Here is a 17,017-nt window from a genome sequence, read left to right on the forward strand (position 1 = left end):
TGATCGAGTTCAGGAAATTAATCTGTGGAGAGCGGTATTAGGCGGTTTCGCCGGGGATGAATTCGGGCTGCCAGAGCACCTGGAGCGAGGCCAGATCCTCGCCGGCGATTAAGCGGCGGACCATCGTGGCTATCTGGCGTCCCACCCCCTGTCGGGTGGACTGAACCACTGCGCCTACCGGGGTGTCGATGATGCTGTCCTGCGGCAAACCGTCGTAGACCACCAGTGAGACGCGATCGGCGCCGGTAAGACGCCCAAGCTGAGCCAGGGCCATCGCCGCGCCGTCGCCATGGGTGTTGCAATCGGTGACAATTGCCGTTGGCGGTTCAGGCAAGCGCAGCAGTTCCATCGTTGCCTGAAACCCGCCGCGGCGGGTGGGCGGCACGCTGCGCAGCCAGGTTTCCGCCAGGCCCGCTTCGCGCAGCGCTTCCAGGTAACCGTTGCGCCGTTGGGTAATAAACGCCTGATTATTATTTTCACTCAGCAGCGCGATGCGCCGATGCCCCTGGCTAATCAGATGGCGGGTGGCGCGGTAGGTGCCCGCCTGGTTATCGAAATCAAACCAGGCGTAGGGCTGCGGCAGGCGGCTACGGCCCAGCGCGAGGAAAGGAAAGCCGGAAGAGAGCAGCTGAATCAGGCGCGGGTCGTCGTCCAGGGTATGCGCGACGATCAGCGCATCGACGCGACGGCTCTGCACCATGCGCATATACCCGTGCTTATCGGCCTGTTCATCATCGGCGATCAGCAGTAAATCAATCTCATAGCGCGCCAGTTCGTGGCTGATTTCTCCCACCATTTCGAGAAAGACGTTGTTATTCAGCGGCGCGGGGCGCACGGGGAACACGAGGCCAACGGCGTCGATTTTGCCCATTTTCAGGCGACGCGCGAACGTGTTTGGCCGATATCCGCGACGCTGCGCTTCAGCCTCGACGCGAGCACGGGTCTCCTGCGACACATCATCATAGCCGTTTAACGCGCGGCTGACGGTCGTAACCGAGATCCCAAGTTCTTTAGCAATGGCTTTCAGCGACATAGGTATGCCTGTCTTCGCGGAAGAATGCGGCTAGTGTCCCGCAATACGGCTATGGCGTCCAGCAAGAGCGCGACGCCCGCCGGTGCGATGTCAGTTTTGCTCAGCGATCAGCAGCGCCTGCGTATCCGGCTCCAGGGCCTGAAACACATGCTCCTGATCCGCCGGGTAGCAGATATAGTCGCCCTCGCCGAGCTCTTCCGGCGCCGACGTCAATCCTACCCGCGCGCGCCCCTGAGTGACGATAATATGTTCCACTGACCCTGGCGGATGCGGATGCGAAATGCGGTCGGCGCCGGGCTGGGTGAGTAGCAAATAGATGTCCCGACGCGCGCCGGGCGGGCAGGCGGCCAGCAAAATAGCCTGATAGTTCGCCTGCTCCGCCACCACTTTTGTCCCCTCGCCGCGGCGGATCACCTGCGTTTTGTTCACCTGCGGCTCAAGCAGCCGGGCAAATGGAATATCCAGCGCCACGCAGAGCGACCACAGCGTTTCCAGACTAGGATTACCGTTGCCGGACTCCAGTTGCGATAGCGTGGATTTGGCGATACCCGCCCGACGCGCGACTTCCGCCAGCGAAAGCCCGGTCCGCGCCCGCTCCCGCACCAGACTTTTGGCGATAACGCTGATTGGCTGTGTCATACCCGCCCCTTTGTTTTTTATATCGAACGATTCGTTCGCCTTGAAAAACGATTATTATGTGTTCATTATAATGGAAATTCGTTCGATATGGCTAAGTGATATGAAACAAACTCTCTCCAGTCTCAGCGGAGACACGATAAAAGCAATTGCTTTAGTTTGCCTCGCCGTCGGGGTGGTGGGCATGTCCTATGGGTCGCTGGCGGTGGCTTACGGCTTCCCCTTATGGGTGCCGCTCGTGCTTTCGGTGTCCGTGCTGGCGGGCGCCTCTGAATTTATGTTTATCGGCATTGTCGCCAGCGGCGGTAGCCCACTGGCCGCCGCCGCCGCTGGCCTGTTAGTCAACGCGCGTCATATCCCTTTCGGGGTGACCGTGCGCGAACTGGTGGGTCGGCGCGCCTTAAGCTTTATCGGGTGCCACATTATGAACGACGAGAGCGTGGTCTTTGGCTTGTCGCAGCCCACCCCCGCGCAGCGCAAAGCGGCCTACTGGCTGTGCGGCGCCGGCGTGGCGCTGATCTGGCCTTTGGGTACGCTCACCGGCGCCGCCGTCGGCAAACTGCTGCCGGCGCCGGAGACCATCGGGCTCGATGCGGTCTTCCCGGCAATCCTGCTGGCGCTGGTGATCCCGGCCTTTAAAAACCGTACCACACTGATCCGCGCCGCCAGCGGCGCCGCGCTGGCGCTTGCCGCCGTGCCGTTTGCGCCTACCGGGCTGCCGGTGCTGCTCTCGCTGTTTGGTTTACTGTCGAGGAAAAAATAATGGGCAATATGACGCTGTTTATCGCCGGTATCGCCATCCTGTCGCTGGGAACCTATCTGATGCGTCTTGGCGGCGCGAAGCTTGGTAATCGGCTGGCCTTTTCCGAGCGCTCGCAGGCGCTGCTTTCCGATGCGGCGACGGTGCTGCTTTTTTCCGTCGCCCTGGCCACCACTTTCTATGAAGGCGCGCATTTCGCCGGCATGGCGCGCGTTCTGGGCGTTGCCGTCGCGGTGTTCCTCGCCTGGCGCAAGGTGCCGCTGATCGGCGTAATTATCGCCGCGGCGGTGGTGACGGCGCTGCTGCGGCTGGCGGGTATGCCCTAGGACGGGTATGCGAAATTCGCCAGGCCGGTGCGTTGTCCGCTAATTGTGCCTTCAAGCCAGTGAATAACCGGCGTTATCTCCAGCGGGCGCCGCTGGTCTATCGTCAGAAGGGGCCCTAAAGACATGGGCTGCGCACACCCGGCCAGCTGGGCCAGCTCCGGCAGATACTCTTCGCCGGGGTGGCCCGGCGACCGCGTCGCCAGCCGCGAGGCATAGCGCGCGACCGCCAGCTCGGGGGAGATATGGTTCCAGATCTCAATCACCTGCTCCACGCCCGCCTGCTGCAGCAATTTTTGCAAGGTCTCCCGGGGCTGGAAGCCGAACCAGGCGTCGATCAACCAGACCATGCTGGCAGGCGATGCGCCGACAATCGACCAGATCACCTCATACGCCGCACAGCCCAGTTGGCGATTCATTGGCCGGTCGACCGGGGCCAGACGCGCCATAAACGGCTCTTTGATGCCGTCGATCGTCAATACCGGCAGGCTGAAGGTCTCCGCCAGCAAACGGGTGATGGTACTCTTCCCCGAAGCCGGAATGCCGTTGATTAAAATAGCCGTTTTGCAGACTGGGGTCAGATGTCTGTTCATAGTAATGCGACAACCTCCTCCCGGCTGCGGGCCATCCGCAGTTTGGCCATCGTGTCATTGTTATCCAGCAGCGCGACGATGGAGCGGATCCCCTCCTCGATATGCGCATTGCTATCCCGGGCGCCAAACATAATGACAATGTCGGCCTTTTCACTGTCTGCAAAGGGAATCGGCTTTTCCAACAGCACCAGGCTAAAGCAGTTGCGTCTGACGCCGCACTCGGGTCGGGCATGGGGGATAGCAATACCTTCATCGAAAACGTAATAGGCGCCATGGTTCAGGGTATTGTCGATCACCGCCTGGCTATATTCGGTCGAAATAAAGCCTTTTGCCTCCAGCGGGCGGGCAGCCAGCTTTATTACCCGCTGCCAGTCGGACTCCACAACGCCAACCTGAATGGCATCGGCCTCAATAAGCAGTTCTTTTATGGTCATTCTGTATTCCTAAATATTGCGGCGAATAATATTGCGTAAATTATCAATCTGTAGAAACAGCGTATCAATATCCTGCCGGTGGGTGGTGCTTTTGGCATATATGGATAGCGCCCGGTTGTAAGTCAGCATCAATGTTTTTTGCACCTCGCTATTGCCAGGCTGGCGCTGTAGTTCGCCTTCCAGCCTGGCAATCTCCTCCGCCAACTGACGGGACTGTTGATCATAATCCTGCAGCGGGGATTGCTCTTTTTTCCACAACGTTTTCAATGATTCAAACATAGCAAGTTCCCTCCCTGGCGGAAGACAGGGCAACGATATAGAAAGTGACGGAGAAAACGTTATTTAAATAACGCCATTTTTTCCATTAAGACATCAGTGACAGCCTGGTTGGCGGGAATTAAGAATTTCCGTACGCTGTCATTCACTTTCCCTTTCTCAAACGTCGTTTTACAGCGGTCAACCCACTGCACGTTCATTTCCGTCCCGACGTTCACTTTATTAATCCCTTCGGTGACGGCCAGCCGCATATCCTCATCGCTGACGCCGGTACCGCCGTGCAGCACCAGCGGCACGCCGGTCGCCGCGCTAATCTGTTTCAGCCGCTGGTGCTGTATCTGCGCTTTACCGGTGTAGAGGCCATGCACAGTTCCCACCGAGACGGCCAGCATATCGACCTGGGTCTCCTCCACAAAGCGTTTCGCGTCTTCGACGGTGGTAAAACAGATATCTTCCGCCGCCACCGCTTTTCCATCCTCTGACCCACCGATCGCCCCCAGTTCGCCTTCTACCGTAATATTGCGCGGGCGGGCCATCTCCACCACTATTCGCGTATTACCGATATTTTCCTCAAGGCTTAAATGTGAGCCGTCGTACATCACCGACGAAAAGCCCGCGTTCATTGCCGTCTCGATGGCCTTAATATCTGAGCAGTGGTCAAGATGCAGACAGGTTGGAATATTTTCACTGTCCGCTAATGAACGCACGGCGTCGACCAGCAAACGATAGCCGAGGTACTCCGCGGTCCCGGTTGAAATTTGGATCATTAACGGGCTGTGGCTGTTTTGCGCGGCTTTGAAAAATGCCGGTAGCATCTCAATACAGTGCAAGTTAAACGAGCCAATCGCTTTAAAATTTCTCTCTTGGGCGATTTTTAAAATCTCATTGAAATTATACAGACTCATGAACATTTTCCCCTTTCGGCTTAGCGGATTTCCCGTTGACAAACCATGCCAGTGCGGCGACAAACACAATAAATAAGGCGACAAAGAGCCAGTTATTCTGGAAGGCGTGGCCTAATACCAGACCCGAGCTGATGACGTCAGAGTCGCTGAAGGTGACGCCCGTAAAGCCGTAACTCTCCATCATGGGCACCAGAATGGCCGGCAGAAACGTGATAAACAGACCGTGAATAACCCCGCCGATCATCGCCCCGCGGCGTCCGCCCAGCGCGTTGCCAAATACCCCTGCCGTGCCGCCGGCGAAAAAGTTGGTTAACAGCCCGGGGAGGATCATCGCCAGACCGAACATTGGGAAGATCAGCATGCCGATAATCGAGCCGACGGTCGTCGCCAGAAATCCGACAATCACCGCATTCGGCGCATAAGGAAACAGTACCGGGCAATCGAGAGCCGGCTTCGCATCCGGAACAATACGCATCGCGATACCGCGAAAGGCCGGCACCAGCTCATTGAGCAATAAACGCACGCCGCTATAGAGGACAAAAACCCCGGCGACAAACTGAATGGACTGCATAAAGGCATACATCAGGTAGTTAATCCCGCCGGAGAACTGCGCGATGTACTGCGGGCCCGCCGCGATAGCCGGGATGAGATACATCGGCACCATCACCACCGCCATGGCCAGATAGGTATCCTGCAAAAACTTAAAGTTATCAGGCAGCTCGAGATCTTCCGTGGAGCGGGAACCTTTGCCAACGACTTTCGCGACGGCGGCCTGCACCAGATAACCGATGGTACAGAAGTGCCCCAGGGCTACGTCGTCAGACCCGGTTATGCGCCTGACCACCGGCTGCGCCAGGGCCGGCATTAACACCGCCATCACGCCGCCGAAGATGCCCCCGGTTAAAATCAGCGGTACGCCGGTGAGCCCGGATTTATAGCCAATCACGGCGCCGATCGTCGCCATCCACAGCAGCGCCTGACCGGTCAGGAAAATATATTTTAGCGGCGTCAGACGGGCGATAATTATATTGACGGCAAAGATCACCAGCAGCGTCAGCGCCACTTCCGAACCTAATTCCCGATTCGCTAACCCGGCGATGGCGGCCACATCGGTAATGTAGCCCTTCATGCCAAACCCCTGGGTGAAGATATCGTTAAGGAAGGTTAGCGTGGCGACAATGATGTTGATCCCGGCCATCATAATTAAGAAGCCGAGCAGCGTTTTAAACGTCCCTTCCGCGGTTTTGCCCGGGGATTTCTTTTGCAGGATCAGGCCAAGCATGGCAATAAAAGCAATAAGAATAGATGCCTGACCAAGTAAATCCTTAACGATAAACGCAACGAAGCTATTCATAATCAGCCACCTTCAGATGACGTTCTTTTAAGAATGCGACGATTTTGGTTTCAATTTCCTCTTTATCCGTAAGTTTATTGAGCACCACGACGCGTTTAATTTCCTCTTCAGTGGCATCAGCGGTTAAGATGTCGGCAAAGGTTTTTTGCGTCAAAATCATATCCGATTTAAAGGCTCCGGCTTCGGATACGGTGGTGTGTTCAATATGAGCGGGAATTTCCAGCTTTTTTAAAACTGCCTTCGCCGTCATTTCAATGGCAAAGCTTGAACCGAGGCCGCAGCCACATACGCATAAAATTTTCAGCATGGAGGGTCTCCTCAAATAATATTGAGTTGCTTGGCAAGTTTATAATGATGTCCTTCAGTATCGACCAGACGTTTTTTCATACTGACTAAATCAATCGGAATAGGTTTATTACTGGAATTAATTATTATGGCTTTATTTTTCATACCTGACTGAATACAGCGAACCACCTCACTGGCCATAATGGTGCCCTGATAAATCTCTTCACAGGTCGGTTCACCGCTGCGTAAGCCATAGCCGACAATCGTTTTACGGATACGGACGCCAATTTGCGGTTCCAGCTGTTTGATCATGGTATCAATCGCTCCCTGAAAGCCGGGAGAGTACTCTTTGGTGTAGCCTTCTGAGCAGAGGATAACGACGCTGTTCTGCATGCTCAGCTTCCGGGTAATCCGTTCCGCAAGCATGGCCAGCGGCATCTGCGCCTCCGGGATCAGGGCAATATCCGCATTGCATTTAATGGCGGACTGTAACGTTAGTTCTCCACAATAACCTCCTAATATCTCAACCATAAAAACCCGCCCCGGCAGCGCTCTTCCGGTATTTCTTAAACGGGAGACTTCTTTAATAATCTGCTCGCAGGCCGTGGAAAAACCAATCGTATAATCACTGCCATACACATCATTATCGATAGTCATTCCCACGCCAAAGCAATTAATATCAAATTCACTTAGGGTATTGAGAAACTGCAGGCTGCCATCCCCCCCGGCCATAATAAGCACATCAATACGCAACGATTTAATTTTTTTAGCAATCATTTCATATTCGCTGCGCTGCAGTTTGCGACTGGTGCGTCCGGAGGTAATGATCGGCACAGCGGTAATAGAGAAATCAACCAGATCGCGCCACGCGATATCCTGATGATTTTTCTCCAGCAGGCCAGGAATACCGCCATTAAACAGCGTGATCTCGGCATCAGCCTGCCTGGCAATCTGGAATATAAAATTATTCATTCCCGAAACATCCCCGCCGCTAATAACGATGCCAATTTTCATGACGCTTCCTCGCTCATTTGCCTGACGACATTTTTCCCTGACTGCAAGACTTCCATTTGCAATGGAGATCACATAATGCGTATTAAATTAAGTCCGTGAATAGTTGACAGGAGTGATATCACGCTTATTTTTGTGATAAACATCTCATTAAAAGAGAGTGATCTTCATCGCTTTCTGGTTTTAATATCTTTATATTTCATAGCGTTAAAACATCGAGATATTCAGCATTGAAGATGTTTCATTTGCGGTAATAATGGGGATTTAAGAAAAGAACGGAAACGTGAGTACTGCCACATTTTTTTCGCGGCGGTGGGAAATAGTGACTGTTTTTTGCCAAAGCGGAAACAAAAAAAGCGCCCTGAGGCGCTCTTTCGACAGTAGCGTTACGCTTATTTGTTCAGTTCCGCAGTCATATGCACGCGGTTGCCGGTAAACGCTTCGGTAATTTTGTAAGACGAAGCGCCAGCAGCCTGGGCCTGAGCGGCGATTTTCGCTTCCGCGCCATCCATCGTTGTCGCGGTAGCGGTGACGGTTTCAGCAGCGAAGGAAGCAAAAGAGGCGGCCATAGCGATTACTGCGACAAAAGTTTTGATGCTTTTCATGAGATAAACCCTTTCATTTAGTTGTTTAGATAAGGCGTTGTGCCTTGATGTGTTAAATAGTAGCCCGCCCATCACCAAACAAAAAGCGGAAGGATTTGCTGTCATTGTTCAAATTTACTGATCAACTTTTAACCCGCATTCAAACGCTGCGGGTGGGTGTAGATCGTCGCCCTGCCCGGCTTGCAAAAGCCCACCAGCGTCAGGTTGCAGCGCTCGGCGACTTCCACCGCTAAGGTGGTAGCTGCTGATACCGCGAACAGGATCTCGACGCCGCACATCGCGGCTTTCTGCACCATTTCATAGCTGGCGCGGCTGGATACCAGCGCGGCGCCAGGCAGCCAGCCCTCGCCGATTTCCGCCCGCCGGCCGAGCAGTTTATCCAGCGCCACATGCCGGCCGACGTCTTCAAAACCGCCCGCCAGTTCGCCCGTCGACCGGACCCAGGCGGCCGCGTGGGTGCAGCCGGTGAGTCGGCCGATCGGTTGAAAGTCGTTAAGATGCGCCAGAGCCTGGTCGAGGTTGGCGAGATCGAACGTCTGGGTGAACGGCAGCGGCTGGACCGGCTTACCAATATCATTGAGCTGCTCGACGCCGCATACCCCGCAGCCGGTGCGCCCGGCCAGCGCGCGTCGCCGGGCTTTGAGCCCCATAAAACGCCGGCTGGAGAGTTCAATCTGCACCTCAAGGCCGTTGCACATCGACACCACGTCCATGCCGAAAATCTCCCGCCGATGCTCAATAATCCCTTCGGATAAGGAGAAGCCGACGGCGAATTGCTCGAGGTCTTTCGGCGTGGCCATCATCACTACGTGGGAGATACCGTTGTAGACCAGCGCGACGGGGACCTCTTCCGCTAACTCATCTGGCTGAGGGTGTTGCAGATCCTCGCGCTTCCAGAGGGAGACCTGGCGATATCCTGTGATATTCGTCACATTTTCGATTTGTTCGAGAGGCTTCTTGTTCACTTTGCTTTAACCGTATTGGAACAGGCATACACACAATGTGGTATTCTGTTTTTATCCCTTCAGGAATGAGGGAAATATGCCCTAATTCTGAACCTTTGCGGCCTTCACCGCAAAGCAAATAACTACATGTGACAATGTCGAAACAAGGAGCGAACCATGCAGGTCAGCAGAAGGCAGTTCTTTAAGATCTGCGCTGGCGGTATGGCGGGAACTACGGCAGCAGCGCTGGGCTTTGCCCCGGCAACTGCGCTCGCGGAGACACGGCAGTACAAATTGCTGCGCACACGCGAAACCCGTAACACCTGCACATACTGTTCTGTCGGCTGTGGGCTGTTGATGTATAGCCTCGGCGACGGCGCAAAAAACGCCAAAGCATCCATTTTCCATATCGAAGGCGATCCGGATCATCCGGTTAACCGTGGTGCGCTCTGCCCGAAAGGGGCCGGTCTGGTGGACTTTATCCATTCTGAAAGCCGCCTGAAATTCCCGGAATATCGCGCGCCAGGCTCCGATAAATGGCAGCAAATCAGCTGGGACGAAGCGTTCGATCGCATCGCGAAGCTGATGAAAGAGGACCGCGACGCCAACTTTATCGCGCAAAACGACGCCGGCACCACCGTCAACCGCTGGTTGACCACCGGGATGCTGTGCGCCTCCGCTTCCAGTAACGAAACCGGCTATTTAACGCAAAAATTCACCCGCGCCCTCGGGATGCTGGCGGTGGATAACCAGGCGCGTGTCTGACACGGACCAACGGTAGCAAGTCTTGCTCCAACATTTGGTCGCGGTGCGATGACCAACCACTGGGTGGATATTAAGAACGCCAACCTGGTCGTGGTGATGGGCGGTAACGCCGCTGAAGCGCATCCGGTGGGATTCCGCTGGGCGATGGAAGCCAAAATCCATAACGGTGCCAAACTCATCGTTATCGATCCGCGCTTCACGCGTACAGCGTCGGTGGCTGATTTCTATACCCCGATTCGTTCCGGTACCGACATTACCTTCCTGTCGGGCGTGATCCTGTACCTGCTGAATAACGAAAAATTCAACCGCGAATACACCGAAGCCTACACCAACGCCAGCCTGATCGTGCGTGAGGACTACAGCTTCGACGACGGGCTGTTCAGCGGCTATAACGCAGAAAAACGCCAGTATGACAAAACCAGCTGGAACTATGAGCTGGACGAAAACGGCTTCGCCAAACGCGATACCACGCTGCAACATCCGCGCTGCGTCTGGAACCTGCTGAAGCAGCACGTTTCCCGTTATACCCCGGATGTGGTCGAAAACATCTGCGGTACGCCGAAGGCCGACTTCCTCAAAGTCTGTGAATACATTGCCGAAACCAGCGCGCCGGATAAAACCGCGTCGTTCCTGTACGCTCTCGGCTGGACCCAGCACTCCATCGGCGCGCAGAACATCCGCACCATGGCGATGATCCAGCTGCTGCTCGGCAATATGGGGATGGCAGGCGGCGGCGTCAACGCCCTGCGCGGCCACTCCAATATCCAGGGTCTGACCGACCTCGGCCTGCTCTCTACCAGCCTGCCGGGCTACATGTCGCTGCCTAACGAAAAACAGGCCGACCTGCAGACCTACCTGACGGCTAACACGCCGAAGCCGCTGCTGAAAGACCAGGTCAACTACTGGGGCAACTATCCGAAGTTTTTCGTCTCCATGATGAAAGCCTTCTTCGGCGATAAAGCGACAGCAGAAAACAGCTGGGGCTTTGACTGGCTGCCGAAGTGGGATAAGAGCTACGACGTTCTGCAGTACTTCGAGATGATGAATCAGGGCAAAGTGAATGGCTATATTTGCCAGGGCTTTAACCCGGTCGCCTCGTTCCCGAACAAAAACAAGGTCGTCGCTTCCCTGTCGAAGCTGAAGTTCCTCGTGACCATCGACCCGCTCAATACCGAAACGTCCACCTTCTGGCAAAACCACGGTGAGTCGAACGATGTTGACCCGTCGAAAATCCAGACCGAAGTGTTCCGTCTGCCGTCCACCTGCTTCGCCGAAGAGAACGGGTCTATCGTCAACTCCGGCCGCTGGCTGCAGTGGCACTGGAAAGGCGCGGACGCCCCGGGGATCGCTGTCACCGATGGCGAAATCCTCGCCGGTATCTTCACTCGCCTGCGTAAGATGTATGCGGAAGAGGGTGGCCCGGCGCCGGATCCGGTGCTCAACATGACGTGGAATTACTCCACACCGCATGAGCCGGCGTCGGAAGAAGTGGCGATGGAAAGCAACGGTAAAGCGCTGGCGGATATTACCGACCCGGCGACCGGCGCGGTGATCGTCAAGAAAGGGCAGCAGCTAAGCTCCTTCGCACAGCTACGCGACGACGGCACGACCTCCAGCGGCTGCTGGATCTTCGCCGGAAGCTGGACACCGGAAGGCAACCAGATGGCGCGCCGCGATAACGCCGATCCGTCCGGTCTGGGCAATACGCTGGGCTGGGCCTGGGCATGGCCGCTCAACCGCCGCATCCTGTATAACCGCGCCTCCGCGGACCCGCAGGGTAAACCGTGGGATCCTAAACGTCAGTTGCTGAAGTGGGACGGCGCGAAATGGGGTGGCGTGGATATTCCGGACTACAGCGCCGCCGCGCCTGGCAGCGACGTCGGTCCGTTTATCATGCAGCCGGAAGGGATGGGCCGTCTGTTCGCTATCGATAAGATGGCGGAAGGACCGTTCCCGGAACACTACGAGCCGTTTGAAACGCCGCTCGGGACTAACCCGCTGCACCCGAACGTGGTCTCTAACCCGGCAGCTCGCGTCTTCAAAGGCGATCTCGAGCAGATGGGCAAAGCGGAGAAATTCCCGTACGTCGGCACCACTTACCGCCTGACCGAACACTTCCACTACTGGACCAAGCACGCGCTGCTTAACGCCATCGCGCAGCCGGAGCAGTTTGTGGAGATCGGTGAAAAACTGGCGAATAAGCTTGGCATCAGCCATGGCGATACCGTCAAGGTCTCCTCCAACCGCGGCTACATCAAGGCCAAGGCAGTGGTGACCAAACGTATTCGCACGCTGAAAGTGGACGGTAAGGATATCGATACCATCGGCATTCCTATTCACTGGGGCTATGAGGGCGTGGCGAAAAAAGGCTTTATAGCCAATACCCTGACGCCGTTCGTCGGTGATGCGAACACGCAGACGCCGGAGTTCAAAGCTTTCCTCGTGAACGTGGAAAAGGTGTAACGGAGACGACTTATGGCTTATCAATCGCAAGATATTATTCGTCGTTCCGCGACTAACGGTTTCACCCCCGCGCCTCAGGCGCGGGACCACCAGCAGGAGGTGGCGAAGCTTATCGACGTCACCACCTGTATCGGCTGTAAAGCCTGCCAGGTGGCCTGTTCCGAGTGGAACGATATTCGTGATGAAGTCGGTCACAATGTCGGGGTGTATGACAACCCGGCGGACCTGACCGCCAAGTCATGGACGGTAATGCGCTTCTCGGAAGTGGAGCAAAACGACAAGCTGGAATGGCTCATCCGCAAAGATGGCTGCATGCACTGCGCCGATCCGGGCTGCCTGAAGGCCTGCCCGTCAGAAGGCGCGATCATTCAGTACGCCAACGGCATCGTCGATTTCCAGTCCGAGCAGTGCATCGGCTGCGGTTACTGTATCGCCGGCTGTCCTTTCGATGTGCCGCGTCTGAACCCGGAAGACAACCGCGTCTACAAATGTACCCTGTGCGTAGACCGCGTCACCGTCGGCCAGGAACCGGCCTGCGTGAAAACCTGTCCAACCGGCGCCATCCACTTTGGCTCCAAAGAGGATATGAAAACGCTGGCCGGCGAGCGCGTGGCTGAGCTGAAAACCCGCGGTTACGACAATGCGGGCCTGTACGATCCGGCCGGCGTCGGCGGCACCCACGTCATGTACGTGCTGCACCATGCCGACAAGCCGAATCTGTACCACGGCCTGCCGGAAAACCCGGAGATCAGCCAGACCGTCAAGTTCTGGAAAGGCATCTGGAAACCGCTGGCGGCCGTCGGCTTCGCCGCGACCTTCGCAGCCAGTATCTTCCACTACGTCGGCGTCGGTCCGAACCGCGCGGAAGAGGAAGAGGACAACCTGCATGAAGAGAAAGACGAGGTGCGCAAATGAAACGACGTGACACCATCGTGCGCTACACGGCGCCGGAACGCATCAACCACTGGGTCACCGCCTTCTGCTTCATCCTGGCGGCGGTAAGCGGGTTAGGCTTTTTCTTCCCGTCCTTTAACTGGCTGATGCATATCCTCGGCACGCCGCAGCTGGCGCGAATTCTCCACCCATTCGTCGGGGTGGTGATGTTCGCGTCGTTCATCATCATGTTTTTCCGTTACTGGCAACACAACCTAATCAATCGGGATGATATCTTTTGGGCGAAGAATATTCGTAAGATCGTCGTCAACGAGGAGGTGGGCGATACCGGGCGCTATAACTTCGGCCAGAAATGCGTATTCTGGGCGGCGATTATCTTCCTGGTACTGCTGCTGGTGAGCGGTGTGATCATCTGGCGTCCGTATTTTGCGCCGGCTTTCTCAATCCCGGTGATCCGATTTGCGCTGATGCTGCATTCATTTGCCGCAGTGGCGTTAATTGTGGTTATCATGGTGCATATCTACGCCGCCCTCTGGGTGAAAGGCACCATTACCGCGATGGTGGAAGGCTGGGTCACCAGTACGTGGGCGAAGAAACATCACCCGCGCTGGTACCGAGAGGTCCGCCAGAAACAGGAAAAGTCATCTGAATGAGTATTCGCATAATCCCGCAAGACGAGCTGGGTTCGAGCGAGAAACGCACGGCGGAAGCCATTCCGCCGCTACTGTTCCCCAGACTGAAAAATTTGTATAACCGCCGCGCTGAACGCCTGCGCGAGCTGGCCGCCAACAACCCGCTGGGCGATTATCTGCGCTTTGCCGCGCTGATCGCCCATGCCCAGGAAGTGGTGCTGTACGACCATCCGCTGCAGATGGATCTCACCGCCCGCATTAAAGCGGCCAGCGAACAGGGCAAGCCGCCGCTGGATATCCACGTCCTGCCGCGCGACAAACACTGGCACAAGCTGCTGCACTCGCTGATTGCCGAGCTGAAGCCGGAGATGAGCGGCCCGGCGCTGGCGGTGATTGAAAATCTGGAAAAAGCCTCTGAGCAGGAGCTGGAGCAGATGGCCAGCGCGCTGTTTGCTTCCGACTTCGCCTCGGTCAGCAGCGATAAAGCGCCGTTCATCTGGGCCGCGCTGTCGCTCTACTGGGCGCAGATGGCCAGTCTGATCCCCGGGAAAGCGCGCGCCGAATACGGCGAACAGCGCCAGTTCTGCCCGGTGTGCGGCTCGATGCCGGTCTCCAGCATCGTGCAGATCGGTACCACCCAGGGGCTGCGCTATCTGCACTGCAATCTGTGCGAAACCGAGTGGCACGTGGTACGCGTCAAATGTAGCAATTGCGAACAGAGCCGCGATCTGCACTACTGGTCGCTGGACAACGAGCAGGCTGCGGTGAAAGCTGAAAGCTGTGACGACTGCGGAACCTACCTGAAGATTATGTATCAGGAGAAGGATCCGAAAGTCGAAGCCGTCGCCGACGATTTGGCATCCCTGGTGCTCGACGCCCGCATGGAGCAGGAAGGCTTCGCCAGAAGCTCAATAAACCCGTTCATGTTCCCCGGCGAAGGGGAGTAAGTTCTCATCAAACCGGGAAGCACTTGCGACCCGGTCTTTCAATGCGCTTCTATAAAGCTCATCTTGCTACGCCATTGGCTTACAGTAATCGAATCAGGCTCGTACAGCTACCAGTCACACATTACAAGTGCCAAACCGCAGTATCCAGCACCTCGGCCGGCGTACACGCATTTTTGCGAGCCGCTTTCCAGAACGTAAAGGCGATCTCATCAAGTCTGTCTTTTCGCCATAATCCAGGCTATAACACTGGATATTAAAACAGTATAAGGAACTTCACATGGCGCTGGAAAAAGGGATTGCTTCGCTGGTTGAGGCGTTTATTGCGGCAGAGCGTCCGTCATCACGCGATCAACATATTGATGATCGGAGAGCCGGCTATATCGCCAGCGCGGTGCTCGCCGGGGAGATGGAAACCAGAGTGCGGGTGGAGGATATCACGCTGGAGGGGATGAACTTCCGCATCGTTTCACCGCCCACCGCCAGCGGCTTGTTGCCGACACTTATCTACTACCACGGCGGCTGTTTTGTCAGCGGCGGCTTTGCCACCCACGACAATCAGCTCCGTCAGCTAGCCTGGTTCAGCGGCTGCCGGGTGATCGCCGTGCAGTACCGCCTGGCGCCGGAGCATACCTTTCCGGCGGCGCACGATGACGCAGAACAAGGTGTCATGATTATCCACCGACACGCGGAGCAGCTTGGCGTTGACGCATCACGCATCACCCTGGCTGGCGACAGCGCCGGCGGGCACCTCGCTCTGGTAACGGCCCTGCGCCTGAAAGCGAATACGGCGTGGCAACCCGCGCAACTGATTCTGATTTATCCCATGCTTGACCCCACCGCCAGCATGGCGAGCTACGTCAGCAACGGCGCTGACTATGTGATTACCCGGGACACGCTGCTGAGCGGCTATGAAATGTACCTCGCCTCGACGCCGGCGAACCATCCGGATGCCAGTCCGCTCTGGCGAGACGATTTTCACGGTTTGCCGCCGGTGCATATTCTGACGGCGGAGTTCGATCCTTTACGCGACGAGGGCGAAGCGCTGCATCGAAGGCTGATGGCGCAAGGGGTGGAGAGTTCCTGTCAGCGCTATCTGGGAGTGATCCACGGCTTCTTTCAGCTGGGGGGGATCAGCCGCGCCGCGCGAGAGGCCATGCGGGATATCGCCTGGCGCGTAGCATCGCCAGGACGATAACCGCCCGGGGCTACTCTTCCTCGTTGCCGCCCTCTTCGTAAGAACCAAAGGGCTTCGCCGGCAGCACGATGTAGATCCCCTCGAATACGGCGCCCTGTTTATCGTCGCCAAAAAGCTCCACCTGCATTTGCACGCGGGCTTTACGCCCACGCGCCAGACGGTCAAGATCGCCGCTCAGAGAACCGAGGTCGGCAATGGCGCTGGGGCGGCCGCTAATGGGCTGACTGTAGCGGATGTGCGCATCCGCCAGAATGATGGTGCCCCCCAGGTGCCGCTCGCGCAGCATCAGCCAGATAAGCCCCCATCCGGTTAAGGTGGCGAGCGAGAACAAGCTGCCGGCAAACAGCGTGTGGTGCGGATTCTGATTCCCCGCTTCCGGCATGGTAGTAATAAATTTCTGCCCGGTGTACTGCTGAATGCGCACGCCCATCTTTTCACTCAGCGGGATATGCTGATACCATGCCTGCTGTAGCTGCGCGCACCAGTCGCCGCGGTGGAGAATATCGTCCAGCGACGCGACCGGTTTAATCATCAGGAAATGACGGATCGGCGTGGTGGTCGGGGTAGTAATCTCCCCCTGATTGACAAAGCCGAGCTTGGCGAAAAACTCTACCGCATCTTCGCGAGCGCTACAGGTGACCCGCTTAACCCCTTCCTGACGCGCGACGGACTCGAGGGTCATCGCCATCAGCGTACCCAGCCCTTTATCCTGCACCGAGGGATGAACGGCCATAAAGCGAATGGAAGCTTCATTCTCCGCATTGATATATAGCCGGCCGACGGCCACCAGGTTGCCCTCTTCATCCACCACCATCTGATGATGCGCCATCGCATCCCAGGCGTCACGTTCCGAACCCTTAGGCTGATGCAGCGGCTTACGCAGCATTTCCCAACGGAACTGATAGTAGCTCTCTAACTCTTCTGCTGTTTGCGGTACACGAAGGTGATACATAGTTGTACTC

General features: G+C 56.4%; 19 protein-coding genes. 7 read left to right on the top strand and 12 right to left on the bottom strand.

What is annotated here, in order from left to right:
- Positions 1-37: 37 nt before the first annotated feature.
- Positions 38-1,033: a substrate-binding domain-containing protein gene (locus ACOI7D_RS24250; RefSeq protein ID WP_032454463.1), complete on the bottom strand. Its 996-nt coding sequence runs from the start codon at positions 1,031-1,033 to the stop codon at positions 38-40.
- A gap of 90 nt (positions 1,034-1,123) precedes the next feature.
- Positions 1,124-1,672 (bottom strand): helix-turn-helix domain-containing protein, encoded by a 549-nt coding sequence (locus ACOI7D_RS24255; protein ID WP_002882865.1) that lies wholly within the window; start codon positions 1,670-1,672, stop codon positions 1,124-1,126.
- Positions 1,673-1,772: 100 nt separating this feature from the next.
- On the opposite strand from ACOI7D_RS24255, the gene ACOI7D_RS24260 reads away from it, so the two are divergent.
- Positions 1,773-2,432, top strand: coding sequence for an AzlC family ABC transporter permease (locus ACOI7D_RS24260; RefSeq protein ID WP_065806158.1), 660 nt, complete (start codon positions 1,773-1,775; stop codon positions 2,430-2,432).
- Positions 2,432-2,755, top strand: coding sequence for an AzlD domain-containing protein (locus ACOI7D_RS24265; protein ID WP_008807893.1), 324 nt, complete (start codon positions 2,432-2,434; stop codon positions 2,753-2,755). Before ACOI7D_RS24260 ends, ACOI7D_RS24265 begins: the two co-directional genes overlap by 1 nt.
- Here ACOI7D_RS24265 and ACOI7D_RS24270 read toward each other — a convergent pair.
- The 9 genes from ACOI7D_RS24270 to fdhD all read right to left on the bottom strand — a co-directional run bounded on the left by ACOI7D_RS24270 (position 2,752) and on the right by fdhD (position 9,180).
- The gene (locus ACOI7D_RS24270; protein ID WP_109546774.1) at positions 2,752-3,345 is read right to left on the bottom strand and encodes an AAA family ATPase; all 594 of its coding nucleotides are present in this window, start codon (positions 3,343-3,345) and stop codon (positions 2,752-2,754) included. The genes ACOI7D_RS24265 and ACOI7D_RS24270 overlap by 4 nt on opposite strands.
- On the bottom strand, positions 3,342-3,779 hold the full coding sequence (locus ACOI7D_RS24275; protein WP_004203645.1) for a PTS sugar transporter subunit IIA: 438 nt from the start codon (positions 3,777-3,779) through the stop codon (positions 3,342-3,344). Before ACOI7D_RS24275 ends, ACOI7D_RS24270 begins: the two co-directional genes overlap by 4 nt.
- A 9-nt stretch (positions 3,780-3,788) precedes the next feature.
- Positions 3,789-4,058 (bottom strand): hypothetical protein, encoded by a 270-nt coding sequence (locus tag ACOI7D_RS24280; protein WP_109546775.1) that lies wholly within the window; start codon positions 4,056-4,058, stop codon positions 3,789-3,791.
- A gap of 59 nt (positions 4,059-4,117) precedes the next feature.
- Positions 4,118-4,960: a class II fructose-bisphosphate aldolase gene (locus ACOI7D_RS24285; protein WP_032429032.1), complete on the bottom strand. Its 843-nt coding sequence runs from the start codon at positions 4,958-4,960 to the stop codon at positions 4,118-4,120.
- On the bottom strand, positions 4,947-6,314 hold the full coding sequence (locus ACOI7D_RS24290; protein WP_109546776.1) for a PTS sugar transporter subunit IIC: 1,368 nt from the start codon (positions 6,312-6,314) through the stop codon (positions 4,947-4,949). Before ACOI7D_RS24290 ends, ACOI7D_RS24285 begins: the two co-directional genes overlap by 14 nt.
- Positions 6,307-6,621, bottom strand: coding sequence for a PTS sugar transporter subunit IIB (locus ACOI7D_RS24295; RefSeq protein WP_004203640.1), 315 nt, complete (start codon positions 6,619-6,621; stop codon positions 6,307-6,309). The genes ACOI7D_RS24290 and ACOI7D_RS24295 overlap by 8 nt, the downstream gene beginning before the upstream one ends.
- Positions 6,622-6,632: 11 nt before the next feature.
- Positions 6,633-7,613: a 6-phosphofructokinase gene (locus ACOI7D_RS24300; RefSeq protein WP_109546777.1), complete on the bottom strand. Its 981-nt coding sequence runs from the start codon at positions 7,611-7,613 to the stop codon at positions 6,633-6,635.
- A 389-nt stretch (positions 7,614-8,002) separates the two neighbouring features.
- The gene (locus ACOI7D_RS24305; RefSeq protein ID WP_023291501.1) at positions 8,003-8,215 is read right to left on the bottom strand and encodes a YdgH/BhsA/McbA-like domain containing protein; all 213 of its coding nucleotides are present in this window, start codon (positions 8,213-8,215) and stop codon (positions 8,003-8,005) included.
- A 128-nt stretch (positions 8,216-8,343) separates the two neighbouring features.
- Positions 8,344-9,180 (bottom strand): formate dehydrogenase accessory sulfurtransferase FdhD, encoded by an 837-nt coding sequence (gene fdhD, locus ACOI7D_RS24310; protein ID WP_023291500.1) that lies wholly within the window; start codon positions 9,178-9,180, stop codon positions 8,344-8,346.
- A 156-nt stretch (positions 9,181-9,336) separates the two neighbouring features.
- Here fdhD and fdnG point away from each other — a divergent pair, with 156 nt between their 5' ends.
- The 5 genes from fdnG to ACOI7D_RS24335 all read left to right on the top strand — a co-directional run bounded on the left by fdnG (position 9,337) and on the right by ACOI7D_RS24335 (position 16,055).
- A complete protein-coding gene (fdnG, locus tag ACOI7D_RS24315; protein ID WP_109548395.1) occupies positions 9,337-12,387 on the top strand; it encodes a formate dehydrogenase-N subunit alpha in 3,051 nt (1,016 codons plus the stop codon).
- Between the two features lie 12 nt (positions 12,388-12,399).
- Positions 12,400-13,302, top strand: a complete 903-nt coding sequence (gene fdxH / locus ACOI7D_RS24320) for a formate dehydrogenase subunit beta (protein ID WP_002882822.1) — start codon at positions 12,400-12,402, stop codon at positions 13,300-13,302.
- Positions 13,299-13,934: a formate dehydrogenase cytochrome b556 subunit gene (gene fdoI, locus ACOI7D_RS24325; RefSeq protein ID WP_109546779.1), complete on the top strand. Its 636-nt coding sequence runs from the start codon at positions 13,299-13,301 to the stop codon at positions 13,932-13,934. The genes fdxH and fdoI overlap by 4 nt, the downstream gene beginning before the upstream one ends.
- On the top strand, positions 13,931-14,860 hold the full coding sequence (gene fdhE / locus ACOI7D_RS24330; RefSeq protein WP_109546780.1) for a formate dehydrogenase accessory protein FdhE: 930 nt from the start codon (positions 13,931-13,933) through the stop codon (positions 14,858-14,860). The genes fdoI and fdhE overlap by 4 nt, the downstream gene beginning before the upstream one ends.
- Positions 14,861-15,137: 277 nt before the next feature.
- Positions 15,138-16,055: an alpha/beta hydrolase gene (locus ACOI7D_RS24335; RefSeq protein WP_044520862.1), complete on the top strand. Its 918-nt coding sequence runs from the start codon at positions 15,138-15,140 to the stop codon at positions 16,053-16,055.
- Between the two features lie 10 nt (positions 16,056-16,065).
- On the opposite strand, the gene fabY is transcribed toward ACOI7D_RS24335, so the two are convergent.
- Positions 16,066-17,007, bottom strand: coding sequence for a fatty acid biosynthesis protein FabY (fabY, locus tag ACOI7D_RS24340; RefSeq protein WP_004178031.1), 942 nt, complete (start codon positions 17,005-17,007; stop codon positions 16,066-16,068).
- Between the last annotated feature and the right edge of the window lie 10 nt (positions 17,008-17,017).

Origin of the sequence: Klebsiella sp. C360 (genome assembly GCF_048822415.1) — a bacterium.
Lineage (GTDB): Bacteria > Pseudomonadota > Gammaproteobacteria > Enterobacterales > Enterobacteriaceae > Klebsiella > Klebsiella quasipneumoniae.

What these genes read in the sequence shown, in the direction of transcription:
- fabY (WP_004178031.1), bottom strand. Translation starts at nt 17,007, where the DNA reads ATGTATCACCTTCGTGTACCGCAAACAGCAGAAGAGTTAGAGAGCTAC.
- fdoI (WP_109546779.1), top strand. Translation starts at nt 13,299, where the DNA reads ATGAAACGACGTGACACCATCGTGCGCTACACGGCGCCGGAACGCATC.
- ACOI7D_RS24255 (WP_002882865.1), bottom strand. Translation starts at nt 1,672, where the DNA reads ATGACACAGCCAATCAGCGTTATCGCCAAAAGTCTGGTGCGGGAGCGG.
- ACOI7D_RS24280 (WP_109546775.1), bottom strand. Translation starts at nt 4,058, where the DNA reads ATGTTTGAATCATTGAAAACGTTGTGGAAAAAAGAGCAATCCCCGCTG.
- ACOI7D_RS24290 (WP_109546776.1), bottom strand. Translation starts at nt 6,314, where the DNA reads ATGAATAGCTTCGTTGCGTTTATCGTTAAGGATTTACTTGGTCAGGCA.
- ACOI7D_RS24260 (WP_065806158.1), top strand. Translation starts at nt 1,773, where the DNA reads ATGAAACAAACTCTCTCCAGTCTCAGCGGAGACACGATAAAAGCAATT.
- ACOI7D_RS24250 (WP_032454463.1), bottom strand. Translation starts at nt 1,033, where the DNA reads ATGTCGCTGAAAGCCATTGCTAAAGAACTTGGGATCTCGGTTACGACC.
- ACOI7D_RS24300 (WP_109546777.1), bottom strand. Translation starts at nt 7,613, where the DNA reads ATGAAAATTGGCATCGTTATTAGCGGCGGGGATGTTTCGGGAATGAAT.
- ACOI7D_RS24275 (WP_004203645.1), bottom strand. Translation starts at nt 3,779, where the DNA reads ATGACCATAAAAGAACTGCTTATTGAGGCCGATGCCATTCAGGTTGGC.
- fdxH (WP_002882822.1), top strand. Translation starts at nt 12,400, where the DNA reads ATGGCTTATCAATCGCAAGATATTATTCGTCGTTCCGCGACTAACGGT.
- ACOI7D_RS24305 (WP_023291501.1), bottom strand. Translation starts at nt 8,215, where the DNA reads ATGAAAAGCATCAAAACTTTTGTCGCAGTAATCGCTATGGCCGCCTCT.
- ACOI7D_RS24265 (WP_008807893.1), top strand. Translation starts at nt 2,432, where the DNA reads ATGGGCAATATGACGCTGTTTATCGCCGGTATCGCCATCCTGTCGCTG.
- ACOI7D_RS24285 (WP_032429032.1), bottom strand. Translation starts at nt 4,960, where the DNA reads ATGAGTCTGTATAATTTCAATGAGATTTTAAAAATCGCCCAAGAGAGA.
- ACOI7D_RS24335 (WP_044520862.1), top strand. Translation starts at nt 15,138, where the DNA reads ATGGCGCTGGAAAAAGGGATTGCTTCGCTGGTTGAGGCGTTTATTGCG.
- ACOI7D_RS24295 (WP_004203640.1), bottom strand. Translation starts at nt 6,621, where the DNA reads ATGCTGAAAATTTTATGCGTATGTGGCTGCGGCCTCGGTTCAAGCTTT.
- ACOI7D_RS24270 (WP_109546774.1), bottom strand. Translation starts at nt 3,345, where the DNA reads ATGAACAGACATCTGACCCCAGTCTGCAAAACGGCTATTTTAATCAAC.
- fdhE (WP_109546780.1), top strand. Translation starts at nt 13,931, where the DNA reads ATGAGTATTCGCATAATCCCGCAAGACGAGCTGGGTTCGAGCGAGAAA.